The sequence below is a fragment of the Pseudarthrobacter xylosi genome, from assembly GCF_055412765.1.
In genome coordinates, this window is the sequence record NZ_JBVAYT010000001.1 from 716,625 (window position 1) to 739,726 (window position 23,102).

21 protein-coding genes are annotated in these 23,102 nt (G+C 66.7%); 9 read left to right on the top strand and 12 right to left on the bottom strand.

Annotated features, from left to right (window positions below):
- Window positions 1-651 carry an MBL fold metallo-hydrolase gene (locus ACZY1F_RS03395; RefSeq protein ID WP_463940242.1) on the top strand — a complete coding sequence of 217 codons (651 nt, stop codon included), beginning with the start codon at window positions 1-3 and terminating at the stop codon, window positions 649-651.
- Window positions 652-784: 133 nt separating this feature from the next.
- Here ACZY1F_RS03395 and ACZY1F_RS03400 read toward each other — a convergent pair whose 3' ends face one another.
- Window positions 785-2,716: a DEAD/DEAH box helicase gene (locus ACZY1F_RS03400; protein WP_463940243.1), complete on the bottom strand. Its 1,932-nt coding sequence runs from the start codon at window positions 2,714-2,716 to the stop codon at window positions 785-787.
- Between the two features lie 372 nt (window positions 2,717-3,088).
- Here ACZY1F_RS03400 and ACZY1F_RS03405 point away from each other — a divergent pair, with 372 nt between their 5' ends.
- On the top strand, window positions 3,089-3,814 hold the full coding sequence (locus ACZY1F_RS03405) for a class I SAM-dependent methyltransferase (protein ID WP_463940244.1): 726 nt from the start codon (window positions 3,089-3,091) through the stop codon (window positions 3,812-3,814).
- A 10-nt stretch (window positions 3,815-3,824) separates the two neighbouring features.
- On the opposite strand, the gene ACZY1F_RS03410 is transcribed toward ACZY1F_RS03405, so the two are convergent.
- Entirely contained in the window at window positions 3,825-5,207 is a 1,383-nt protein-coding gene (locus ACZY1F_RS03410) for an MFS transporter (protein ID WP_463940245.1), read from the bottom strand.
- 1 nt (window position 5,208) lies between these two features.
- The gene (locus ACZY1F_RS03415) at window positions 5,209-6,540 is read right to left on the bottom strand and encodes an MFS transporter (protein ID WP_463940246.1); all 1,332 of its coding nucleotides are present in this window, start codon (window positions 6,538-6,540) and stop codon (window positions 5,209-5,211) included.
- Window positions 6,541-6,650: 110 nt separating this feature from the next.
- On the opposite strand from ACZY1F_RS03415, the gene ACZY1F_RS03420 reads away from it, so the two are divergent.
- Together ACZY1F_RS03420 and trmB are read left to right on the top strand one after the other, a co-directional pair.
- Window positions 6,651-7,070, top strand: a complete 420-nt coding sequence (locus ACZY1F_RS03420; protein ID WP_463940247.1) for a DUF1003 domain-containing protein — start codon at window positions 6,651-6,653, stop codon at window positions 7,068-7,070.
- A gap of 19 nt (window positions 7,071-7,089) precedes the next feature.
- Window positions 7,090-8,013, top strand: coding sequence for a tRNA (guanosine(46)-N7)-methyltransferase TrmB (gene trmB / locus ACZY1F_RS03425; RefSeq protein ID WP_463940248.1), 924 nt, complete (start codon window positions 7,090-7,092; stop codon window positions 8,011-8,013).
- A gap of 14 nt (window positions 8,014-8,027) precedes the next feature.
- Here the strand turns inward: trmB and ACZY1F_RS03430 are convergent, their stop codons facing one another.
- A complete protein-coding gene (locus ACZY1F_RS03430) occupies window positions 8,028-8,474 on the bottom strand; it encodes a hypothetical protein (RefSeq protein ID WP_463940249.1) in 447 nt (148 codons plus the stop codon).
- A 63-nt stretch (window positions 8,475-8,537) separates the two neighbouring features.
- A complete protein-coding gene (locus tag ACZY1F_RS03435; protein ID WP_463940250.1) occupies window positions 8,538-10,127 on the bottom strand; it encodes a fimbrial protein in 1,590 nt (529 codons plus the stop codon).
- Window positions 10,128-10,331: 204 nt separating this feature from the next.
- Here ACZY1F_RS03435 and ACZY1F_RS03440 point away from each other — a divergent pair, with 204 nt between their 5' ends.
- Complete coding sequence (locus tag ACZY1F_RS03440; RefSeq protein ID WP_463940394.1) at window positions 10,332-11,198, top strand: DUF1206 domain-containing protein; 867 nt, start codon at window positions 10,332-10,334, stop codon at window positions 11,196-11,198.
- 31 nt (window positions 11,199-11,229) lie between these two features.
- Window positions 11,230-11,712: an SRPBCC family protein gene (locus tag ACZY1F_RS03445; RefSeq protein WP_463940251.1), complete on the top strand. Its 483-nt coding sequence runs from the start codon at window positions 11,230-11,232 to the stop codon at window positions 11,710-11,712.
- 87 nt (window positions 11,713-11,799) lie between these two features.
- Here the strand turns inward: ACZY1F_RS03445 and ACZY1F_RS03450 are convergent, their stop codons facing one another.
- Together ACZY1F_RS03450 and ACZY1F_RS03455 are read right to left on the bottom strand one after the other, a co-directional pair.
- Window positions 11,800-12,465 (bottom strand): anti-sigma factor family protein, encoded by a 666-nt coding sequence (locus ACZY1F_RS03450; RefSeq protein WP_463940252.1) that lies wholly within the window; start codon window positions 12,463-12,465, stop codon window positions 11,800-11,802.
- Complete coding sequence (locus ACZY1F_RS03455) at window positions 12,462-12,962, bottom strand: sigma-70 family RNA polymerase sigma factor (protein WP_463940253.1); 501 nt, start codon at window positions 12,960-12,962, stop codon at window positions 12,462-12,464. The genes ACZY1F_RS03450 and ACZY1F_RS03455 overlap by 4 nt, the downstream gene beginning before the upstream one ends.
- Before the next feature lie 212 nt (window positions 12,963-13,174).
- Here ACZY1F_RS03455 and ACZY1F_RS03460 point away from each other — a divergent pair, with 212 nt between their 5' ends.
- Window positions 13,175-13,714: a COG4315 family predicted lipoprotein gene (locus ACZY1F_RS03460; RefSeq protein WP_463940254.1), complete on the top strand. Its 540-nt coding sequence runs from the start codon at window positions 13,175-13,177 to the stop codon at window positions 13,712-13,714.
- Window positions 13,715-13,760: 46 nt separating this feature from the next.
- Here ACZY1F_RS03460 and ACZY1F_RS03465 read toward each other — a convergent pair whose 3' ends face one another.
- The 4 genes from ACZY1F_RS03465 to ACZY1F_RS03480 all read right to left on the bottom strand — a co-directional run bounded on the left by ACZY1F_RS03465 (window position 13,761) and on the right by ACZY1F_RS03480 (window position 16,977).
- The gene (locus tag ACZY1F_RS03465) at window positions 13,761-14,534 is read right to left on the bottom strand and encodes a hypothetical protein (RefSeq protein WP_463940255.1); all 774 of its coding nucleotides are present in this window, start codon (window positions 14,532-14,534) and stop codon (window positions 13,761-13,763) included.
- The gene (locus ACZY1F_RS03470; protein ID WP_463940256.1) at window positions 14,527-15,105 is read right to left on the bottom strand and encodes an RNA polymerase sigma factor; all 579 of its coding nucleotides are present in this window, start codon (window positions 15,103-15,105) and stop codon (window positions 14,527-14,529) included. The genes ACZY1F_RS03465 and ACZY1F_RS03470 overlap by 8 nt, the downstream gene beginning before the upstream one ends.
- A gap of 155 nt (window positions 15,106-15,260) precedes the next feature.
- Window positions 15,261-15,914, bottom strand: coding sequence for a protein tyrosine phosphatase (locus tag ACZY1F_RS03475; RefSeq protein ID WP_463940257.1), 654 nt, complete (start codon window positions 15,912-15,914; stop codon window positions 15,261-15,263).
- Window positions 15,915-16,125: 211 nt separating this feature from the next.
- Window positions 16,126-16,977, bottom strand: coding sequence for a DMP19 family protein (locus ACZY1F_RS03480; RefSeq protein ID WP_463940258.1), 852 nt, complete (start codon window positions 16,975-16,977; stop codon window positions 16,126-16,128).
- Window positions 16,978-17,169: 192 nt separating this feature from the next.
- Between ACZY1F_RS03480 and ACZY1F_RS03485 the strand changes: the two genes are divergently transcribed.
- Entirely contained in the window at window positions 17,170-20,676 is a 3,507-nt protein-coding gene (locus ACZY1F_RS03485) for a DEAD/DEAH box helicase (RefSeq protein ID WP_463940259.1), read from the top strand.
- A gap of 12 nt (window positions 20,677-20,688) precedes the next feature.
- On the opposite strand, the gene ACZY1F_RS03490 is transcribed toward ACZY1F_RS03485, so the two are convergent.
- Window positions 20,689-21,483, bottom strand: a complete 795-nt coding sequence (locus tag ACZY1F_RS03490) for an HNH endonuclease family protein (protein ID WP_463940260.1) — start codon at window positions 21,481-21,483, stop codon at window positions 20,689-20,691.
- Window positions 21,484-21,553: 70 nt separating this feature from the next.
- Between ACZY1F_RS03490 and ACZY1F_RS03495 the strand changes: the two genes are divergently transcribed.
- Complete coding sequence (locus ACZY1F_RS03495; protein ID WP_463940261.1) at window positions 21,554-23,086, top strand: HNH endonuclease signature motif containing protein; 1,533 nt, start codon at window positions 21,554-21,556, stop codon at window positions 23,084-23,086.
- Window positions 23,087-23,102 lie beyond the last annotated feature (16 nt).

Here is a 23,102-nt window from a genome sequence, read left to right on the forward strand (position 1 = left end):
ATGGATACGCTCATTCACGACCTACGCGACATCACCATCCGCAGCATCTCCGTCAGCGAGATGAACAACAACGTGTATCTGCTGACCGCGAAGGCCAGCGGCGCCCAGCTGCTGATCGACGCCGCGGACGATCTTCCGGCCATTCACGCGATGCTGCAGGACGCCGCCGCGGATACTGCGGCCACGCCCAAGCTGGCACTCATCGCCACCACGCACCAGCACTGGGACCATGTCCGCGCGCTGCCGGCGCTGGTGGGAGCGACGGGCGCACCCACGGCGGCTGGAACGGACGACGCCGAGGCGCTGCCGGTACCCGTGGACCGGAACCTTGAGCATGGGGATACGTTCGCCGTGGACGGCTTCGACGTGACCGCCGTGCACCTGCGCGGCCACACCCCGGGATCCATCGCCTTTGTGTACCAGGACCCCGAAGGCCCTGCCCACATTTTCAGCGGCGACTCGTTGTTCCCGGGCGGCGTGGGCAACACCCAGAAGGATCCCTCGCGGTTCACGTCGCTGTTGGACGACGTCACCGCGCGGTTGTTCGAGGCCTACCCGGATGACACTCTGGTGCACCCGGGTCACGGCAGCCCCACCACCCTGGGCGCGGAACGCCCGCACCTTGAGGAGTGGCGCGCCCGCGGCTGGTAACTTCCACAACTCTTTCAGGCTGGCGCTGCGCTTCGTGATTTGCGCTACGCGAAATGCCGGTCGCTGCGGATATATCCGTCGCGGCCGGCATTCTGCGTATCGCCAGCTACTTTACGTAGCGAAAGCACGATTCCTAGCGGCTGCGGCGTTCGTTCGAAGCCGGAGCCGACGCGCGGCGGGGGCCGCTGCGTGCCGGACGGCCACTGCCGCCACCGGCGCCGCCGCCGCCGTTACCGGCGTACGAGCCACCGGATGTGCCGCCGGTGTTCGAGGACCAAACAGCCTTGTTGCCGGCGTTGCCGCCGCCGGCTGCACCAGCACCTGCAGAGCGCTGTCCGCCGCCTGTACGAGCGCCTGCACCTGCACCGGCGCCTGCAGTGCGGGCTCCGGCTGCGCGCTGGCCCGTTGCCGGACGTCCGCCGCGCTGTCCGCCGGTGGTAGCCGGGCGGCCCGTGCCGCCACGGGGAGCATCGCTGCGGGTAACGCGTGAATCCGCACGGCCGTCTGAACCGCGGCCGGCCGATGCACGGCCACCTGCTGCGGGGACGTCGTTGCGGTGCGTGGAGCCTGTGGCGCCGTGGCCGCGGGAGTTGCGGCGAGCAGCTGCTGCTGCAATGGCGCGGTCCTCGTTCTGCTCAGCTACACGGTCAAAGGCTGCCCGTGCCTCGGTGCGGCCTTCGTAGGCAACAGCGCGGCGCTCAGCGCGGGGAAGATCGGTGCGGGTCGGCTCAGCGGAGACGCGTCCGCGTCCACCACGGCCGCCACGGCCACCGGCAGTGGGGCCTTCCTGGCTGCGGCGGGCGCGCTTGCGCTCGGCGTTGGCACCCGTGGAGGTGCCGCCACCCTGCGCGGACTTCTTGGCGAGAAGAGCGGCGCGGGTGCGCGGATCGATCTTGTCAGCCATTTCGCCCACGAGCTGAGCAACGAGCGGGGAGTTGGCAGTAACGCGCTCGAAGTTGACCTCGACGCCGGCAGCCTTCATCAGCTTTTTGACGTCGGACTGCTGCTCCGGGAGGGTCAGCGTGACAACAGTGCCATCCGAGCCTGCGCGGGCAGTACGGCCTGAGCGGTGGAGGTATGCCTTGTGCTCTGTGGGCGGGTCCACGTGGATTACCAGTTCGACGTCGTCCACGTGGACGCCGCGGGCTGCGACGTCCGTGGCCACGAGGACGCGGACGTCACCGGAAGAGAACTCGGCCAGGTTGCGGTCACGGGCGTTCTGCGAGAGGTTGCCGTGCAGATCGACGGCGGGGATCCCGGCGTCGGTCAGGGTCTTGGCCAGCTTGCGGGCGTGGTGCTTGGTCCGCATGAAAAGCACGCGGCGGCCGGCACCTGACGCGAGCTCAACGATCAGCTGCTTCTTGACGGTCTGGTCGTTGACCACCAGGACGTGGTGCTCCATGGTGGTCACGGCGGCCTGTGATTCGTCCACAGCGTGGGTCAGCGGGTTGGACAAGTAGCGCTGGACGATCTTGTCCACGCCGTTATCCAGGGTGGCGGAGAACAGCAGGCGCTGGCCCTGGCTGGGGGTCATGTCCATGAGCTTCTTGACCACCGGGAGGAAGCCGAGGTCGGCCATGTGGTCGGCCTCGTCCAGCACGGTGATCTCGACGCCTTCGAGGGTCAGGATGCGCTGGCGGATCAGGTCCTCCAGGCGGCCCGGGCAGGCGATGACGATGTCGACGCCGGCGCGCAGTGCCTTTTCCTGGCGCGCCTGGGAGATGCCGCCGTAGATCACGGTGGTGGTCAGGCCCATGGCCTTGGCCATCGGCTCGATGGTGGCGTTGATCTGGGTGGCCAGCTCGCGGGTCGGTGCGAGGACCAGGCCCATGGGGCGGCCGGGCTTGCGGAAGTGCTTGGCTTCCCGCTCAGCGAGTCGTGCTACAAGCGGGATGGCGAAAGCGATGGTCTTACCGGAGCCGGTCCGGCCGCGGCCCAGGACGTCGCGTCCGGCCAAGGTGTCCGGGAGGGTCTTGACCTGGATGGGGAACGGCTCAACAATTCCCTGGGCTGTGAGGGTGTCGGCGAGTTCTTTGGGCGTGCCGAGGGCAGCAAAAGTAGTCATATATTCAAGGTCTTTCAGGCGGTATCCGTGCGGATATCGGCCCCCGATGCCGGTTGGCTCAAGGGTTTCGCCGAAGAAAAGTCAGGTGATCAACCGTGCTGCTGCCCACTTCAGGGCGGCGGCTGGGACCAAATGGAACGCGTTCATCGACGCAGGATGTGCCTCTCACATGAAAAAACCCGCTTCCCAAATAGTTGGGACTCCGATTTAAGGAGCAAGCGGGCATCACTGCACATCAAGTCCCCTAAGCGTACCATCCCTGCGCCCTGGGCCTTGTCCTGGACCCGGTTGGCCTCCCCAGTTGGCTGTGTGGCGACGGTGCAGCGGGTGCGGGCGTTGCCTTTGTGTGCCCGGCGGGCGCAGGCTTGAGCCATGACTGAACAGGGTGCGGACCACCACCACACAACGGACGACGGCGACACCCGGCTTGGGGATGCACCGCAGCGCAGTGCCGCGGAGGCGTGGGACGAAAGGTACCGGAGCAAGCCGAAATTCTGGAGCGGCAAACCAAACCCGCAACTGGTCCGCGAAGGCGCCGGACTGAGGCCGGGCAAGGCACTGGACCTGGGCTGCGGCGAAGGTGCCGACGCCATCTGGCTGGCCCAGCAGGGCTGGACCGTCACCGCCGTGGACGTTTCCGCCGTCGCCCTGGAACGGGCTGCAACCCACGAAAAATCGGCTCTGGACCGTGAGAGTGTGCACGCCGAGGGAGCCGGTGAAATTCCCAGCCGCATCCACTGGGAACAGTGTGACCTGGAGGAGTGGCAGCCCACGGCAACCTTCGATCTGGTGACCTCCCAGTTCCTGCATTCCCCGCACCTGGCGTGGCAGGGTCCGCTGCGGACGGCGGCTGCGGCGGTCAAGCCCGGCGGCACGCTGCTGATCGTAGGCCATCATCCGCACCGCCTGCCGCCGTGGGGAAACCACACCAGACCGGAAATGTTCTACACCCCGGCTCAGCTCGTCGCGGAGCTCGGCCTGGACTCCCCGGGCTGGCAGCTGGAGGTCAACACCACACGCGAGCGGGCGGCGTCAGGTCCGGACGGCGAGGAAGCCGTGATCGGGGACACCGTACTCCGCGCCACCCGGCTGGCGTGAGTTTTTGTGGCTAGCGCGAGACCCGCGGCGCCACCGCAACCGCGGCGATGGCCACCACCGCCGTCAGTGCGAAAACCCCGGCGAACGATTCCGCCGTCGTCGTAAATGCCGCGAACACGATGCCCGTGGCGGCGAGCGCTAGCGCCCCGCCCAGCGAGTCCGAAATGGACATCGCCGAGCTGTTGAAGCCTTCGTTTTCCTTGCTGGACATGGCGAGCGTCATCACGCTGAGCCGCGGATACAGCAGCCCCATGCCGCCGCCGGCGAAAAGCCAGCCGGCAATCGCGACGGCGGCAGGCCAGTGGAGTGCCGACGTCGCCAACGTGAGGACGATGGCCCCCAGCACCAGCGCTGAGCCGATGCGCACGGCCACCCGGTGCTGCAGCCGGGCGCCGAGGCGGCCCTGGATGGCGGCAGCAGCTGCCCAGGACAACGCGCCTCCCGTGAGCGCCAGGCCGGCGAACGTCGGTGGGAACTGGTACTCCTCGATCAGCAGGTACGGCAGGTAGACCTCTGCGCCGAAGAACGCGGCAGATGCCAGGCCGCGGGTCAGGATCACACTGGGCAGGCCGCGGCGGGCGAGCAGTGTTCCGCGGGGTACCAGCGGGCGCACGGCGACGAGGGCAATCACGACGGCGGCCGCGGCCAGGAGTGCCGGGGCTGCGGTGAAGCCCGCGATGCTGACTCCGGCGGAAAGGTTCAGCCCCAGCACAGCGAGCGCGGCGAGCGCCGCCCAGGCCAGGCGGCCCAGCGCCCAGGGCGGAACTGAGGCCTGCTCAGAGGGCCGGTCGATGCCACGGAGCACCGGAACGATCATCACCACGGCGGGAACCACCAGCCCCACTACGCCCAGGAACACCCAGTGCCAGCTCAGGACTTCCGCCACGATGCCGGCTGCGAACGGACCCACCAGGGACGGGATCACCCAGGCGGCGGAGAAGGCGGCGAAGATCCCGGGGTGCAGGACAGCCGGGTAGACGCGGGCCACCACAACGTAGAGCGAAACAGTCAACGCGCCGCCGCCGAGCCCCTGCACCAGGCGGCCGGCAACCAACATGGGCATGGACACAGCGGTACCGGCGATGATCAGGCCCAGCACGAACAGGGCAACTGAGGCATACAGCGGGACTGTTGGCCCGCGCCGGTCCGACCAGTTTCCGGCCGCCACCATGCCGATCACGCCGGTGGCCAGCGGACCGGCAAAGGCCAGCGCATACAAACTGGCGCCGTCGAGCTCGCGGCTGACGACGGGCATGATGGTTGTCACCGCAAGGGATTCGAACGCCGCGAGGAACACCAGGGCACACGCGCCGATGGTCACCCACAGGAATGGTCGCTGCAGGATCCCGGCGGTGGCAGCGGAATGCGTGGCCGGCAGGGCGGGGTCCTGCACGTTACTGGCCCAATCGGTTGGAGTCGCCGATGTAGCGGTTCCGGCCCGCTCGGTAGCCGAACACCGCGGCCAATGAACCGACCACCAGGAACAGCACCCCGGCGGCCGTGAACGATCCCGTGGCCTGGTGCAGCTGGCCCACCATCAGCGTGCCGGTGGAACCCAGCCCGTAGCCCACGCCCTGCATCATCCCGGACAGGTGCGCGGCGGTGTGCCCGTCGCGGGTCCGCAGCATGATCATGGTCAGGGCCACCGCGGTGAGGCTGCCCTGCCCCAGGCCCAGCAGCCCGGTCCACACCCAGATGAGTTCCAGGGGTCCGAAGATGCTCAGCGCAAACCCGCCGCCGGTCATCAGCGCCACCACCACTGCGATGGCGCGCTGGTCACGGAATCTCGCCGCCAGTGCCGGGGCAAACAGCGAGCCCAGCATCTGGAGCACGATCGAAAGAGAGACCATTAGGCCGGCCGTTCCGCCGTCCACGCCGCGTTCGCGCAGGATCGGCGCCAGCCAGGCAAAGACGCTGAAGGACATCATGGCCTGCAGCACCATAAAGATGGTCACCTGCCACGCCACCGCCGAACGCCACACGTTGACGCCGAGGTGGCCGGCCTGGTGCCGGACGGGATGCTGGCGCAGTGCCACAGGAAGGAACAGCAAAAGTACGACGGCGGCAGGGACCGCCCAGAACCACAGCGCCGAGGTCCACTCCCCCGTCGCCGAGAAGACGGGGTAGGTAAAGCCGGCTCCGAGGGCGGCCGAGGCGCAGATGGCCGTGGTGTACAGCCCTCCCATGAGGCCCAGCCGGTCCGGGAAATCTCGCTTCACCAACCCTGGCAGCAGCACGTTGCACAGGGCAATGGCAGCACCGCAGGCGGCCGTTCCCGCCAGCAGGGTTGGGAGGTGCCCGGCGCCGGGCACCAAACCGCCGATACCCGAGGGCCGCAGCAGGAGCCCCGCCGTGAGCACGGCCATGGCGCCCAGCAGGACTCGTTCGGCACCAAACCGGCGCGCCAGGACGGGCGCCAGCGGCGCGAAGACACCCAGGAGCGTTACAGGCACGGTGGTGAGCACCACGACTGCCCAGCCCGGGAGGCCGGCGTCGGACGTGATCTCCGGAAGAACCGCGGCGAAACTGGAGAAAACCGTGCGCAGGTTCAGCCCGATAAGCACCAGGCATAGGCCCAGGTATGCGAGGGCACGCCGGCTGCTCTGCGGGCTTTCCGGACCGCCGCCCGACTGACCCGGAAGACGCGTCGGGGCTGCTGGCGGGATGTCGTCGATCTCGGCGTCGATCAGCAGTCCAGGCACTTCAACGTTGTCAGCACGGGTCACGGGGACCATTCTGTCATTGCGCGCACTTGTGGCCTGTTTTGTCCCGACGGGTGTGCGGGCGGCGCGCCAGCCGGGGCCGCAGGAAGCGCGGAAGAGCCTACGCTTGGCGCATGAGCGAACCGCGAGAGACCTGGCATGCCGCACACAAAGCAACCCTAAGCAGGGGCGAACGCGCCGCCGATGTTATGCGCAACAGCATGGGCAGTTGGCGGTTCGTTGCAGGATTCATCGCTTTTATGATGGTGTGGGCTGCCCTGAACTCTTGGATTCTGGCGTCCCAGGCGTGGGATGCGTATCCGTACATCCTGTTGAACCTGTTCCTGTCCATGCTTGCCGGACTCCAAGGTGCAATTCTCCTCATCGCAGCCAAGCGCCAGGATGCTATTGCTGCGGCCATGGCGCAGCACGACTACGACACAAACGTGAAGGCCAAGGAGGAGATTGAGCGGCTTACCACTATCAACGACGAACAGCTGGAGATTCTGCGGGAACTGCGCTCCCTGGCTGTCGGCAAGCTAGTCCGGGACTGACTCCTCTATTCTGGAAGGGATGAGCGAATCCCCAGAATCCCCCCAGCCTCCGCACGTCCCGCGCCCGGTGACGCCCGGAACCCAGGCGTCCTTCGGCACTTACGGCGGCAGGCCCGTGAGCTTTGTGCGCCGCGGGACCCGCCTGCAGGGTCGCCGCCAGACGGCGTGGGAAGAGCACTCGGAGCGGTGGGCGCTGGACGTGCCCCGGCACGTTGCCAACACGTCGGTCCACCCGGACTATACATTCGACGCCGAGGCCGAGTTCGGCCGCAAGGCGCCGCTGATCGTTGAAATCGGTTCGGGGCTGGGCGATGCCATCTGCCACGCGGCCGAAGAGAACCCGGACACGGACTTCCTGGCCGTGGAGGTCTACACCCCGGGCCTGGCCAACACCATCATCAAGATCAACAGCCGCGGGCTGAACAACGTCCGCGTGGTGGAAGCCAACGCGCCCGAGGTCCTCGCCACCATGCTGCCGGCAGGTTCCGTCAGCGAACTCTGGGTGTTCTTCCCCGACCCCTGGCACAAGTCACGGCACCACAAACGCCGCCTCATCCAGCCGGAGTTTGCCGAACTGGCAGCACGGGCACTCACCAAGGGCGGCCTGTGGCGGGTCGCCACCGACTGGTCCAACTACGCCGTCCACGTCCGCGACGTCCTGGCGGACTCGCCGGACTTCGACAACCTCCACACCGGCGAGCGCCACGGACCCGAAAGCCCGCTCACCCAGGTGTGGCAATCCGGCGTCGAAACTTTGGTAGGCGGCGCGCCCGTCCGCGAAGGCCGGGCGCCGGTGAGCACCGCACACACCGGCCCCAACGAGGGCGTGGATGAAACAGGCGGCTGGGCCCCCCGCTTCGAAGGCCGGATCCGTACCAGTTTTGAGGCGAAGGCCCACGAGGCGGGCCGGCTGATCTTCGACCTCTGCTACCGGCGGCGCTAAGCCCGGAACCGGGGTCAGCTCACGCTGATGCCGGCGACGATCTCCTTGAGCATCCCCAGCCGCGGCTCGATCTCCGGGTTCACATACGGCCAGATCACCACAACACCAATGAAACGGTTGTTCTCCCAGACACCCACCGTGGCCGCGACCCTCGCCTCGCCCGCCGGGTCCGTGTAGCCAACCACAACGGCGTACGAGGCCTTCGCGGGTATGTTCAGTTCGCCTTCGGTGAGGATGGTCCCGGCGCGGTCTTCAAGGTAGAAGCCTGACATCAGGTGTGCCCAGCCGTTGGCCTGCGCGGCCCCGGTCACGGAGGTGTCGTCCTTGATGACCGTCACCAGGACGCCGCCCAGCAAGCCATACTGCTCGGTGTTTGGCCCGGCGGCCGAGTCCTCCAGGACCTGGGTGTGCTCGGGGAAGTCTGCCGTGAATCCCAGCGGGGACTCGATATGAACTGACATGGTTGCTCCTTAGCGGTAAGTCTTGGCTGGGCTGGTTTGCACGTGCGGATTTGGCACGGGACGTCAGAGCTTCTCGAGCTTGGTGTCGTTCGGGACCTTATAGTACGTGGACACGTTGGTGGTTGCCTTGTTCTCGGTTTTGACCTCCACCTCGCCGGCCTTGAGGTCAATGCCGAACTCGTTGGACGCCGTCACCACGCTATTCTCCTGGACAGTGGCAGAACCTGCCTCGTAGAGCTTGGCGGCGTCCTGGCCGGCCGCAACCGTGTCTCCCAACGCCACATTGCGCATGTAGCTGTCGATCACGGCCGCGTTCTCCGGCGAGTACTCAACGTCGATCTTCACGGTGCCCTGCGTGCCTACTGTCACGCTGGACTCAGCCTTGGCGCCCTGGAGGTCGGGACCCGCGGTGGCGCCCGCCGCAACCGTGCCCTCCATGGATACGGCGATCGATTCCATGTTGCCGTTCTTATCCAGGTTTACTTCCAGGCCGCCCTTACCCGAGGCCTCAAAGACCCTTCCGTCGAGGTTCAGCTTGCCCTGGGCAGACACCTCGGCGCTGGCGGTTGCCGTGCCGTCTGTCAGGTTCCGCTCGTAGGCGAGATCCAGCTTCGCCGAGCCCGAAGCGGGGCCGGCTTCGCCCTCGGCTTCCAGGGAGAGAGTTCCCTTGGCTTTGTCGTCGTGGCCGGTGGAGCCGTTGTCGTCCGCAGCATCGTTGATGGTGTCCAGGATGTAGCCAGGCGGGTTGCCCGCTACATCCTTGATCTCACCGACACTGTCCGGCGGGAGGTCCGTATAAATCTGGTTGCGGGCGGCAGTGGCCTCTTCCACGCTACCGAATTTGAACTCGCGCGATGCCTCCCCGTTGAGCGTGACCCCGGCCGTGCCCGTGGTGTCGTTCACTCCGACGCCCACGTTTCCATAAACCTTCAAGGTGGCCGAACCGTCAGCATTCTCCACCACCACGGTGCCTACCTCCGCGCCGGCGTGGAACCAGGCAACGCGGGCGTCAAGGGAGGCCTTGCCGCTCTCCGTGTATACGGGAGTTTCCGACTTGGCGAGTTCCCGGAGGTGGGCACTCGCCTGGTCCTGGGCGGACTCGGGAATGCCGCCATCCATCCGCATGAGGTCTTCAGCGAACGGGCCGTTCTCGTCTTCGCCTTCGATCAAATATTTCCGGTCCTCCTCGGAAAGGCTGGCCCACCACTTGGCCTGTTCTTCCGGGCTGGCCTTGAGCATGTCATCCATGCCCTGCTTCAGCTCCTGGCGGTGGGCCTCAGCCGCTGCCGCCTTCGCTACCTGTTCCTCCAGCCAGTCCTTCGCACGGCTGCCCAGGTCCTTGAGCCTGTCCAGCGCGCTGGAGCCCCCGCCGCCGCTGCCGCCACCGGTCTCGGCAGAGGACTGTTCCTGCTCGTTTGCGTGCTGCAGGAGCAGCTTGGAGTTGTGGCGGAGGCTGGATGCCACCCGCTCCAGGCTGGGGCGGTGGTTGCCGGACCAGTCTTGCCGGAACAGCTCGCCGTCGGTGCCCTTCCATGGCGCGGACTGGATCTGGCCCTGCAGGGAGCTGGCCCGGCTGCTGAGCAGCGCCGCCGCCTTGTCAACAGCCTTCGCCAGCTCCCGAAGCTGGCTGACGTCCGCGCCGTAAAAAGTCATGGTGTCTCCCCCGGAGAGTAATAAGAATTAGATCTATCGCTGGACATATCGTCGCACGGCAGCAAGTCTCCCGCGATGGGGATGACTACCCATCGCCGCAGCACCCACCCGTCACCAGGCCCGGGACGGAACTGGGCACACGGATCGGGACTGTTCGCGGGTCGCTAAGCGTGGCACGATGGGGCTTGTGCAGGGGGCACACAAATATGCGCCTCTGCGGCGCCGGCAGAAGGAACCGCCATCAAAAGAGAACTCAGGCAGGCCGCCGATGCGGCGGAGGGTGCCACAAATTCACGTACCTTGGAACTGTTCGCGCGGGCAGGGTTCGCAGCCAGCGGTGTCCTGCATTTCCTGGTAGGCCTGATCGCCATCCGGCTCGCCATGGGCGGCGGCGGAAGCGCCGACTTCAGCGGCGCCGTGTCAGAGCTCGCCAGCCAGCCAGCCGGGCCGTTCCTCCTCTGGGCAAGCTTTGCCGCCTGCGCTGCCCTTGCGCTGTGGCAGACCAGCGATGCCATCTTCGACTACAACAGACTGCCTACGAAGGAAAAGGCGGGCAAGAAGGCCAAGGCAGCAGCACAGGCTGTGGTATTCGCCGGCTTGGCCCTGACGCTTGCCTCCTTTGCCATGGGAACCGGTTCCGGCGGTGACAACCAGAAGTCCGCGAGCGACTTCACCGCCGCCGTGATGAAGGCGCCCGGCGGTATGGCACTACTGGTCCTGGTGGGGGTGGGAATGGCCGTCACCGGGGTGATCTATGGCATCCGTGGCATCAAGAAGTCCTTCGAAGACCAGCTCAAGATGCCTGCGGATCCCAGGGCCCGCACCGCCGTCAGCGTGCTGGGCGTGACGGGGTACGTTGCCAAGGGGATTGTCCTGTTCCTCACCGGACTGCTCATCACGATCGCCACCCTGCGCTCGCACCCGGAGGAATCAACGGGCCTTGACGGCGGGCTCAAGGCGCTACGGGAGCAGCCCTTCGGCCTTTACCTGCTTGCAGCGGTGGGCGCCGGACTGATCTGCTACGGCGTCTACATGGTGGTTCGGGCGCGCCTGGCGAAGATGAACCATTAGCGCCGTTACCCGCCACGGCTAGGGTGGGAGCATGCCCCAGGTACGCGCCGAACGACTCATCCGCCTCGATCCGGAGACGGCCTTCGCCTTCTCCCAGACCACCGGTGCGTTCCGGCTCAAATGGGACCCGTTCATCTCTGCCCAAGGTTTCCTGAACGGCGCAACGTCCGCCGGAAAGGGCGTCCGCACACGGACTGTGTCCCGCCTGGGCCTGGTGATGGTGAGCGAATATGTTTCCTATGCGCCACCCAAAAACGTGGGCATGACCATGGTGTCCGGACCGTGGTTCTTCGGGAATTTCGGTGGCGGCTGGCGTTTCACCGCGGACGACGGCGGCACCCGCGCCGTCTGGAAGTACACCTTTTCGTGCCGCCCGGCCTGGTTGCGGCCGGTGGCTGAGCGGATGGGCGCCTGGCTCCTGGGCCGTGAGATCAACAGGAGGATCGAAGCGTTTGCCCGCGCCTGTGAGGACCCCAGGCTGGTGGCCGAGTTCCGCGACCTCCAAGCACAGTAATCAAACCCCGGCGATCAAACGCTGGCGATCAAAGTCCGGCGATCACAGGCTCCATGATCACAAGCTCCGTGATCCCCCGGCCGGGGATCACGGCACCGTGATGGTAGCGACGGCCTGCTGGCTTTCATCCCGCAGTTCCAGGCTGGCGATGCTGGCCAGCTGAACGGGCGTAGCACCCGTGACCTTCACCCTCCCGCTGGGCGTGGCGGTCCAGGCACACGCCCGGTCCTCGCCGCCGCCGCGGTCACGGATCCAGAGCGAGAGGGTTCCGTCCAGCGGCAGCTTGCTGCCGTTCACGGCCAGCTCGGTGCCCCACGTTTTCCGGGAGAGGTCGATGCTGAACTGCAGGCCGTTGCCGGACTGGACCGAGTAGCTGGCGTCCGGCGCCGGCGGCCGGCTGAGCAGCGGCGCCGCGGCCAGGCCCAAGGCGAGGCACGCGGCGGCGACGGCGCCCACCAGCGCCGCCCACCGCCGTCGTAATTTACGACGGCGCGTGGCCAGTTCATCGAGGACCGTGAGGGGCATTGAGCTGGCTGACTCAGGGGCCACCCCGGGGTGGGTACCCCCGGTCAGCGCCACCGCGTCCGGGACAGGCAGCGCGTCCAGCAGGGCCGGCAGGCTTTCGAGCTCGGCGAGTTCGGCCCGGCAATCCGCACAGGACTCGAGGTGGGCTTCGAAACGTTGCGAATCCGCGGGGTCAAGCCCACCGAGCACATAGGCGCCCATCAAGTGATGCAGCTGAGAATCGTTCACCGTTCCACCCCCATTTCGTCCAGGATGATCCGCAGCGCCCTGACGGCGTAGTAGGCCCGGGACTTCACGGTTCCGCTAGGGATGTTCAGCTGCACGGCCGCCTCGTTGACGGTGAAACGGCGGTAGTGGAGTGCCACGAGGACATCGCGGTGTTCGGTGCTGAGCCGGAGCAGCGCCTCCTCCATGAGCACGCGGTTGAGGAGTTCATCCACGCGTTCCACGGCTTGGGCGGGATCGGCGAGTTCGCGTTCCACCACTTCGGCGGGGCGCCGTTGGGCTTTGCGGTAGTTGTCGATCATGATGTTCCGGGCGGTCCGGAACAGGTAGCTGCGGAGGCTTCCGGTGATGTCCGGAGCCTGCTGCCAGACGCGCAGCACGGTCTCCTGGACCACGTCCTCGGCCAGCTGTGGGTCGCGGGATGCGCTGAGGACAAAGCGGCGCAGGGCTGCGCCGTGTTCGCGGTAGATCGCGGCCACCACGTCCTCATCCAGCGGCATGCCGCCCCCTCCTGTCCCTGGTTCCCGTCCCGGCCGTCACTGTACATTCCGGCTGATACGACGTCCCCCACAGGCAAAAGGTTCACTGGCTGTGGTCCCTCGGAACTAGCGCCGGAAACAGGGTGCTGGTTCTTGAACCATTCTTCACCCTTGTGCGTCGTACCGGTTAGCGTCCGGTGATCCGCGCCGGGCCCCAGCCGAGGAGCATTCCCATGAAGCAGCATCTAGGCATAGGCCTTGCCGCACTGGCCCTCGCGGCCGCACTTTCCGGCTGCGGCGGCAGCCCGGGAACCGGTACAACAACGGCGGCGCCCACGCCGTCGGCCACGAGTCCCGCGGCCGCATCCGCCGCCCCAACGGCTGGCACCACCACCGCAGCGGCCGCCGTAGACCTCAAGACAGCATCCTCCACCGCAGGCAACATCGTGGTGGACGCCAAGGGCATGAGCCTGTACTTCTTCACCAAAGACGTGAAGGACTCCGGCACCAGCGCCTGCACGGGAGGCTGCCTCACCGCGTGGCCGCCGCTCCTCACTACCGCAGCGACGCCCGCCGCTGAAGGGATCACCGGCACACTCGGGACCATCACGACGCCGGCCGGGGCCAAGCAGGTGACCCTGAATGGGCTGCCGCTGTACTACTTCGCGCAGGACAAGAATCCCGGCGACATCCTGGGGCAGGGCGTCAGCGGCGTCTGGTATCTGGCCACGCCGGCCGGGGAAATGATCAAGACGGCGGCGTCAGGCTACTGACGGCAGGCACGCTCAGTCACGGCGACGGGGACGGGGACGGGGACGCTTACGGATGGATGCCGGGTAGCGGGACTGGAGGCGCGGACGGCAGGGGCAGGGCCGGGGGCTGCCCCTCGCTGTTCAGCGGCACACCCGGCACACCGCGCACGACGGTTTCAGGCAGCGAAAGATCTGGCAGGGGCACCGCCGGCGCTAAACCCGAGGGGGCGGGAGCGGGTTGCGTGGCCCGGCTGGAACCGGATCCCGGGGCGGCCGGAACCGGCACAGTGACAGCCGGTCCGGTGGGCCCTACGGCAGGGGCGCCGGGCTGGGCCGGCCCCGGGGTCTCCGCCGGCGCAGGGGCAGGTCCGCCACCAGCGGAGGACACAAAAGATGTGACTGCATGGTTGACCTGGCCAATGGAATCCCTGATCCCCTGGTCAGATGCAACGGCAACGGCGCCCCCGGCCGCCAACGAGACGGCCACGGACAGCGTGGTGAGGGTGATCCTGCGACGGGCACGACGGCGGGCGGCTAGCTCGTCGAGTGCCGGGACGGGCTCGTCAGTTGCAGGGACCACCGCACTCGGAGGAACAACCGCCAGGTGCCGGGTGGCTACGGAGTGGCCAGAAGCCGGCGTCGGGACGGCAGTCCGTGTCACGGCAGGCATCATGAGCGCGGCGACTGCAGCGGAGGGCTCTGGCTGCTGGTCTGCGAGCGCGCGGAGTTCCAGCAGGGCGGGGCGGAGGGCGCCGTCGTCGTCCAGCCCCGCCTCCAGCAGCAGCCGGTCAACAGAGGCGTCGTCGCGGAAACCGTTGCGTGTGCCTGCGGTGTCACTCATGATCTGCCTGGTTTCTTCTAAGAGTCTGGTCCTTGAGGTTTTGCAGCGCCCTGCGTTGGAGCTGCTTGATGGCACCCTGGGACTTGCCCATGATGCCGGCCACCTGTTCGATGGATAGGTCAGCCACCACCCGCAGTGCCAGGACCTCGCGGTGGTTATCGGCGAGGCCGTGAAGCAGGGCAGCTGCGCCCCCGCTGTGGCCTAAGGCGTGGTCCTCCGCGGATGCCGTGCTGCGCCCGTCCTGCAGGGGGTCGTACGGAGTGAACTCCGGCCGGCGTTCAACCCGCCGGTAGTAATCCACCATCCGGGCGTGGGCGATGGAAAAAACCAACGACTTGGCACCCTGCAGCCCGCCGGTCAGCTCACCAATCTTCGGGAAAAATGCCAGGAACACGTCCTGGGTGACGGCCTCGGGATCGTCCACGCCGCGGGCCTTGAGGTAGCCCTGGACCGCTCCGGCAAAGGTTCGATAGACAGCGCCGAAGAGCACAGCCGGATCAGCACCGGCAGCGTCTGCAAATGTATCTAAGTCTTCTTCGGCCAAAGTGTCTAGCACCAGTGGCTCCTCCATCCCGGGCAGCGGACTCGCTTATCCCGGTATTCGGCGCGGTGTGCTCCGCTGCTGTCGGTCGGCTGCTGTCGGCCAGCTAGCTGGCGGCTATGTGGGCTGCGGGAATCCGGTCCGTCCGGAGCCGGTTCCCGCAATCCACACTAGCTGAGCAGGTCCTAGCGGTTCGAAACGGCGGGAACGTCTACAACGTCGCCGGGCGCGGCCGGAACAGCAGGAACGGCGGGAACAGCAGGAACGCCGTCGACACCCGGAACTGCGGGCACTGCCGGCACGGCGGGGACGCCCGGCACGGCGGGCAGCTCGGGGCGCTCAACCTTGGCGGCGGCGGAGCCCTCGCCGGAAGCGTCGGCGTCAGCGGAACCGGCACCCTTGGCAACAGCGTCGGCGCAGAAGGCGTCAACGTTGGTAGCGCCCTCGGCGGCGATGACCAGCGACGAGAAGCCCTCGGAGGCTTCGTTCAGTCCACCATTGGTGAAGGCGGTGCAGAGACCCAAGGCTGCGGCACCAGCTGCGTCCGCTGTGGTGCCGGCGGCTGCGGAGGCGTTGGCCTCGGCTGCGACCTTATCGCCGGAGACGGCTGCTTCGCCGGTCACAGCTGCATCGCCGGAGGCGTTTGCGGAGGCGGACTCGTTGGCGTCAGCGGCCAGCTTCGGGGCCGGGGCGCCGAGCAGTTCGTGGGCGGTCTGCTGTGCGTCGGCCGGGAGGGCGCCGGAAACAGCTGCGACGCCGGTTCCACCGACGGCCAGGGTGCCTGCGGCGAGAACTCCGGCGGCGATTTTGCTGGTGGCGAGAACAGTGAACAACGACATATGACACTCCAAAACCTAGAGAACAATTCAGATCCGGCTCCGTGAGGAACCCATCACCCCCTACATCGCTGGCCGGGCCGGGAACGTTACGGCGCCGCCCAAAATTCTTTTTTCCAGGGCCGGCTTTCAGCCCCAGGTACCTGTTGAAACGACGGCGGGCCGGGTCGCCGGAAACTTCCGACGAACCCGGCCCGCAACCGTGGTGAGGGTCCTACGCGTCGATCATCTCGTCGTCGTCCGCTTCCTCGAACTCAACGGCCGCCACGATTTCCTGGGTCTCCGGGTTGATCATGAACGCCTCGTCGTCGTCCTCCACCATGATGAAGTCGCCGTGGTCCGTGGTGAAATGCCAGGCCAGCGTCTTCGCGCCGTCGTGCATGTAGTTGGGGTCACCCATGGTGATCTTCTGCAGCGTGTAACCGGCGATGTCACACAGTTCCCGGATGATGACCTCGAAATCCGGGGCGTCCTCCAGCGCTTCCTCGTCCGCCGCGGCCTGGCGCTCCTCGAGGTTGGGGATCAGCGCAACCTGACGCTCGATGTAGGCGTCAAGCTCTTCTTCGTCGAGCACCAGCAGGCCCTCCTGGCGCAGGAGCCAGGCGGCGTTGAGGGCGGTGATGTTTTCGGTTTCGAACAGTTCCTCAAACTCGCCGTCGAGCTCTTCGATGGTGCGGACGGCGTCGTTGGACTCTTCCTCAGTGTCCAGGTCGCCGTCGAGGTAGCGCTCTTCGTCTTCGTCGGACAAGGCATCAAACGCCGCAACAGTCCGGTTGAAGAGCTCCAGGTGGGCGGTGGCGCCCATGCCGGCGAGGCCCTCGCGGATGAGCGGGTCCACTTCGTCGCGGTCCGCGGTGAACACGTACTGGGCGAAGCCGCCCTCCAGGGACTGCGTGACGTAGAAGTCCACGTAGTAGCTGCCAAGCGCCGCGGGCGCGATCTCGCCGGCGTCGAGCAGTTTCCCGTACATGGCGTTCACCACGTGAACGTTGGCATCTACGACCTCCTCGCTGCCTGCATCGATGCTGGCCTTGGTCAGGACGACAGGGTTCTGGCTCATGGTCATGGGATTCCTCACTGCTGAATGCTTCGGTGCTGCTCAGGACACTTTCACGCTACGTCGGCGGGGGCGGCGGTGTGTTGAGGCGGAAGTGAACGTCAGGCGAAGTTTCAGGCTCCCGCCGGGCGAACTAAGATGAAGCAGATAACCTCCGATCGGACACGGCACCCCCGTGGCCAGCTGAAAGTAGCGCGCACCATGCCATCCCAACCGGACGAGAGTGCGGCACTGGCAATACAGACCCCCGCCATTAACGACCGTTCCCTCGCGGCCGGATTGGCGTATGCCATGGGCAGCCGGGTTTCCGGAATGTCGTTCGACGCCGCCACCGGGCTGATGCTGGGCAAGGTCCGGGGAGGTGCCGATGTCCCTTACTCCACCACGGCCAAGCTGGTGCGTAAATCGGGCGGCTGGAGCTGCACCGTGGGCGTGTGCAGCTGCCCTGTCCGCAAGGACTGCAAGCACGTGGCCGCGCTGCTGTTCGCCGCCGAGGACAACCCGGCCATCCGCGTCCAACTCCTGGCCCCCGCTGAAGTTTCCCGGCTTTCCCGCCAGCCCGTCAGCCTGGACCTGGCCGACTGGGAGCAGGCACTGAGCCCGCTCATTTCACAGCCGGGCATCACGCAGTCCATCAGCGGCATCCCGCTGGCCCTCCAGTTCGAGATCGAGGAACCGGCGCCGCACTTCTCCTACACAGGCCGCCGCGATCCGCTCCGCAGCGTGCGCCAGCTCAAGGCCCGGCCCGTGATCATGGGCGCCAAGGGCAAATGGATCCGCGGCGACGTCTCCTGGAACACCCTGAGCTACCTGAACTTCCGCCGCGAATGCAACGAGGCGCACATCGAGTGGATGCAGGCATTCCTGGCCGCACACACCGCCGCCGCCAACCGGGTCCACAACTCCTCCGCGCTGTGGCTGGGGCTGAACACGTTCGCCGGGAAGAACATGTGGAGCCTGCTCACCGACGCCAAAAAGATCGGCCTCGCCCTGGTTCACAGCCGCGGCACTGAGCCGGTGCGGCTCGCGGAGTCCCCCGCCGCCGTCGGGCTTAATTTGAGCCGTTACGGCCACGAACCTGCGGCGGGGCAGTCCCCAAATGAAACAGCCGACGACGGCGGGCTGGAGCTCTCGCCCACCATCACCGTTGAGGGCGAAGACGTTGATCCGGGGTCGGTGGGGACCATTGGCCGCCCGGCGCACGGCATCTTCCTGACCACCGGCGGGGAGGCATTGCCCGGTGTTTCCGCGGACAACGTGATCACGCTGGCCCCGCTGGAAAACGGGCTGAGCGAGGAACTGCTGACTTTCGTGACGGCCGGCAGCCCCCTGCATATCCCGGCGAAGGACGAGACACGCTTCCTCACCGGCTTCTACCCAAAGCTCAAGCAGGCCGCCCGGGTCACCGCGACAGATGAGTCGGTGGCGCTGCCCGCCCTGGCCCTCCCCACCCTCTCCCTGCTGGCCAACTACGGCGCGGACCACCGGGTCCGGCTGCACTGGGAATGGCACTACAAGTCCGGGAACCTGGTCACGGCCCAACCGCTGTGGCGTCACCCCGGGGACCACGGCTACCGTGACGACACCGCCGAGGCCCGCATCCTGGAGGGCATCGGCCAGCCGTGGAACGTTGTTCCGGCCCTGGCTGAATCGGCCACCGGTGGCTGGGGCACGCCGCGCCTGTCCGCGTCCGCCGAACTCAGCGGCCTGGACACACTCGCGTTTACGGAGGACGTCCTGCCAGAGCTCCGGAACGCGCCGGACGTTTCGGTGGACACTGCCGGGGACATCGCCGACTACCGCGAGGCCGAGGAAGCGCCGGTGGTTTCCATCTCCACCAAGGCCACGGAACAGCGCGACTGGTTCGACCTTGGCATCCAGATCTCGCTCGAGGGCCAGCCAGTCTCCTTCGCCGCCGTGTTCTCCGCCCTGGCCGCGGGCCAGACCAAGATGCTCCTCCCCAGCGGCGCCTACTTCTCGCTGGACCTCCCCGAACTGCACCAGCTGCGCGCCCTGATCGAGGAAGCGCGCTCGCTGCAGGACAACAAGGACGCCCCGCTGCAGATCAGCCGCTTCCAGGCCGGGCTCTGGGACGAGCTCGCGCAGCTCGGCATCGTGGACGAGCAGGCAGCAGCCTGGCGTGAGGCCGTGGGCGGCCTGCTCGAAGGCGGGATCAACGGGCTGCCGCTGCCTCCCACCCTCAATGCGGAGCTCCGGCCGTACCAGCTCGAGGGCTTCAACTGGCTCAGTTTCCTGTACCGGCACAGCCTGGGCGGGATCCTCGCGGACGACATGGGCCTGGGCAAGACCGTGCAGGCCCTCGCCCTGATGTGCGCCGCGAAGGAACAGGCTGCTTCTGTCTCTGCGGGTGCTGACTCTGTCTCTGAGGCTGCTGCCTCTGTCTCTGGGGCTGCTGACTCTGTCGGGGCGCCAATTCCTGCGCCCGACGTTCCAGCGCCCGACGGCGGGACTCCCTTTTTGGTGGTGGCCCCCACCAGCGTCGTGGGCAACTGGGCGGCGGAAGCCGCACGCTTCGCTCCCGGCCTCACGGTTCGCATCGTGAGCGAAACCTTTGCCAAGAACAGCCAGGATGCGGCCGTTGAACTCGCCGGCGCGGACATCGTGATTACGTCCTACGCACTGTTCCGGATCGACTACGACTCCTATGCCTCCAAAACCTGGGCGGGGCTGGTGCTGGATGAAGCCCAGTTCGTGAAGAACCACCAGTCCAAGGCCTACCAGTGCGCCCGGAAGCTGCCCGCAGCCTTCAAGCTGGCCATCACCGGCACGCCGCTTGAGAACAACCTCATGGAATTCTGGGCGCTGACGTCCATCGTGGCGCCTGGCCTGTTCTCCAGCCCCAAGCGGTTCGCCGAGTACTACCAGAAGCCGGTGGAAAAGAACGGCGACAAGGGGCAGCTGGACAAGCTCCGCCGTCGGGTCCGTCCGCTCATGATGCGCCGCACCAAGGACCAGGTCATCCAGGACTTGCCGCCGAAGCAGGAGCAGATCCTTGAGGTGGTCCTGAACCCGCGCCACCAGAAGATCTACCAGACGCACCTGCAGCGCGAGCGGCAGAAGATCCTGGGCCTGATCGAGGACGCGAACAAGAACCGGTTCACCATTTTCCAGTCCCTGACCCTGCTGCGTCAGCTCAGCCTGGACGCGTCCTTGGTGGATCCGTCGCTGTCAGGCGTCCGCTCTTCGAAGCTGGACGTGCTGTTTGAGCAGCTTGAGGACTTGGTGGCCGAGGGCCACCGGGCGCTGATCTTCAGCCAGTTCACCGGCTTCCTGGGTAAGGTCCGGGAGCGGCTTGTGGAGGAGAAGATCGAGTTCTGCTATCTCGACGGCGGCACCCGGAACCGTACCGACGTCGTGAACGAATTCAAGAACGGCACCGCGCCGGTGTTCCTGATTTCGCTGAAGGCCGGCGGCTTTGGCCTGAACCTGACGGAGGCCGACTACGTGTTCCTGCTGGATCCCTGGTGGAATCCAGCCTCGGAGGCGCAGGCAGTGGACCGGACGCACCGGATCGGGCAGGCTCGGAACGTGATGGTCTACCGGCTGGTGGCCAAGGACACGATCGAGGAAAAGGTCATGGCTCTGAAAGCCCGGAAGTCGCAGCTGTTCGCGGATGTGATGGAGGGCGACGCCCTGTCCAGCGGTTCGATCACGGCTGAGGACCTCGCTGGCCTGTTCAAGGACTGAACGCGGTCAAGCCTAACTGCAGGCTGTCAGGATACCGGCGATCGCGTCGTGCTCCGCCTGGGTGACCCACAGGCTGTAGTTGGCCTTCACGGCCGTCTGGCGGGCTACGTACTCGCACCGGAACGCCTTGTTTGGCGGGAGCCAGGTGGCCGCATCCTTGTCGCCCTTGGCGCTATTGGCAGGCCCGTCTGCAGCCATCAGGTTCAGGGGATCGTTGGCCAGCTGCCTGCGCTGTTCGGCACTGAGCTGCTGGGCGCCCTTCTGCCAGGCGTCGCTGAGGGCGATGAGGTGGTCGATCTGGACGGCGGAGCTGGTGGTGTTGCCGCGGACAAAGTTGATGGTTGTGCCGGTGTACCTGTCGGCCAGCGTACCGGTGGCAACGACGCAGTTCTGTGTACCGGGCCTGAACGTCTCACCTTCGAGGTCCCTGGCGAGGATGTCGTTTCGGGTGTCGCAACCATTTCGGTCGACGTCGGCCCACGCGGGGCCGAATTCCTCGCGGGTGTAGCCGGTCTTGGGGGCACGCCCCTTCACCGGGATGGTTTCCAGCTGGGCGAGGGCCGTTGCCACGTCGGCTGGGCTCACAGATGATTCGCCGGAGTTGCCCGACGGCGGTGCTTCCCTGAGAGCTTCGGCCACCTCGTTTGCGGCCTGCGTTGCGGCCTGGGCTGCGGCGTCACAGCCGGTGAGGGCGCTGGCGAGAAGCAGAGTGGTGAACAGCATCAGTGTTTTGGTGGCGGCGGAGCGGTTGATGGTTATGTCCTTCAGGAGTACGGCGGAGATGAACACGCTACTGGCGCGGGACATTCTCACCTGTCATGCCGGGGTGTGGGGTCTGTCACCCTTAAATGTCGTACCCCCTCGTCATGATGGAGATATGGACAACACGGCAGCGGCAGAGATCCTGGAGACCATCGCGGCCTCTGCTTTGCAGCTGGCCGGGGTGCTTCGAGGGACGGCTGCGGATCCGGCCGCTGACTTGGCTCGCTGGCAGGCTGAGCTTTGCCTGACCGTCCTGTCAGGGACCGTGGGGATGGAAGCCAAGTTCGCTGCCGTGAAGGTCCATGCCGCCAGCGGTTACGACGAGGCTGCCCAGACCATCGCGGCCCCCATCACTTCCCCTCAGGAGCAGACCGCCCAGGACATGGGCATCGTGGCCGAGGTCGCCTGCGCAATGACCGTCAGTGAACGCGCGGGTGACGCGCTGCTGGGCGACGCACACCGCCTGACCACCGCTCTGCCTTTGACGCTGGCCGCCCTGGAAGCAGGGACCATTTCGTGGCAGCACGCCCGGATCATTGCCGACGAAACCCTCAACCTGGACGCCGTGGGTGCTCGGGCGTTGGAAGCGCATTTCCTGGACCCGGGCGCGCCCAACCCGGCGCGGAACCCGGCCGGGGAGATGATCCCGTCCCGGTTCCGCGCCAAAGCCCGGACCTGGCGCGAACGCCACCACCCGGACAGCATCGAAAAACGCCACACCCGCAGCGCGGCGGACCGGCGGCTGGAGTACTCTCCGGACCGGGACGGCATGGCCTGGCTCTCCGCCTACCTGCCTGCCGATCAGGCCTCCGGGATCTGGGACCGCGCCACCACCGCCGCCCGCGCCCTGCAGGGACCAAGCGAGTCCCGGACCCTCACCCAACTCCGCGCCGACAATGCCGCGGCTTGGCTTCTGGGCGGGCACACCGATCTGATCCCGTCACCCAAGGCCCAGGTCCTCGTGACCGTGCCTGTCTTCGCGCTGATGGGTTTGACCGATGAACCCGCGATGCTCGATGGCTACGGCCCGATTCCGCCATCCATGGCCCGCCAGCTGATTGCCGACGGCGCCGATTCATTCCACCGCGTCCTGACCGACCCCCGCGACGGAGCACCGCTGGAAATCGGCCGTGACAGCTACCGGATACCCAAAGCGATGCGCCAATGGCTTAGATTGCGGGATGGGAAGTGCCCGTTCCCCGGCTGCAGTAACCAGTCCCTGGACAACGAAGCCGACCACCTCCTCGCCTGGCACCAGGGCGGCACCACCGGGATCAGCAATCTCGGTCAGCCTTGCCCCAAGCACCACCGGCTTAAACACACCACACCCTGGAAACCCAGCACGGCGAGTTCCTCCGAACCACCCGGCTGGATTTCACCCACAGGCCGCCACTACGCCAGCGAACACCCCGACTGGGAACCACCCATCTGGCCAAACCAGATAGTGAACCAGCTCCCCCATAAGGAACCTGGCCCCGCCCTGCCCAAAAGCCATCTGCCGGCAGACCCAGAGCCGGAGCCGAAATGGCTGCGCCGCCTCCACGAAGCAGAGCCGGCACCTTTCCCATGCGTACCCGATTTCCTCTGGCTGACACATCAGACCGCGGCCGGTGCGGCACCTCCAGCCCCCTGCGCTAACACTGGCTAAGCCCTGTCACGCACTG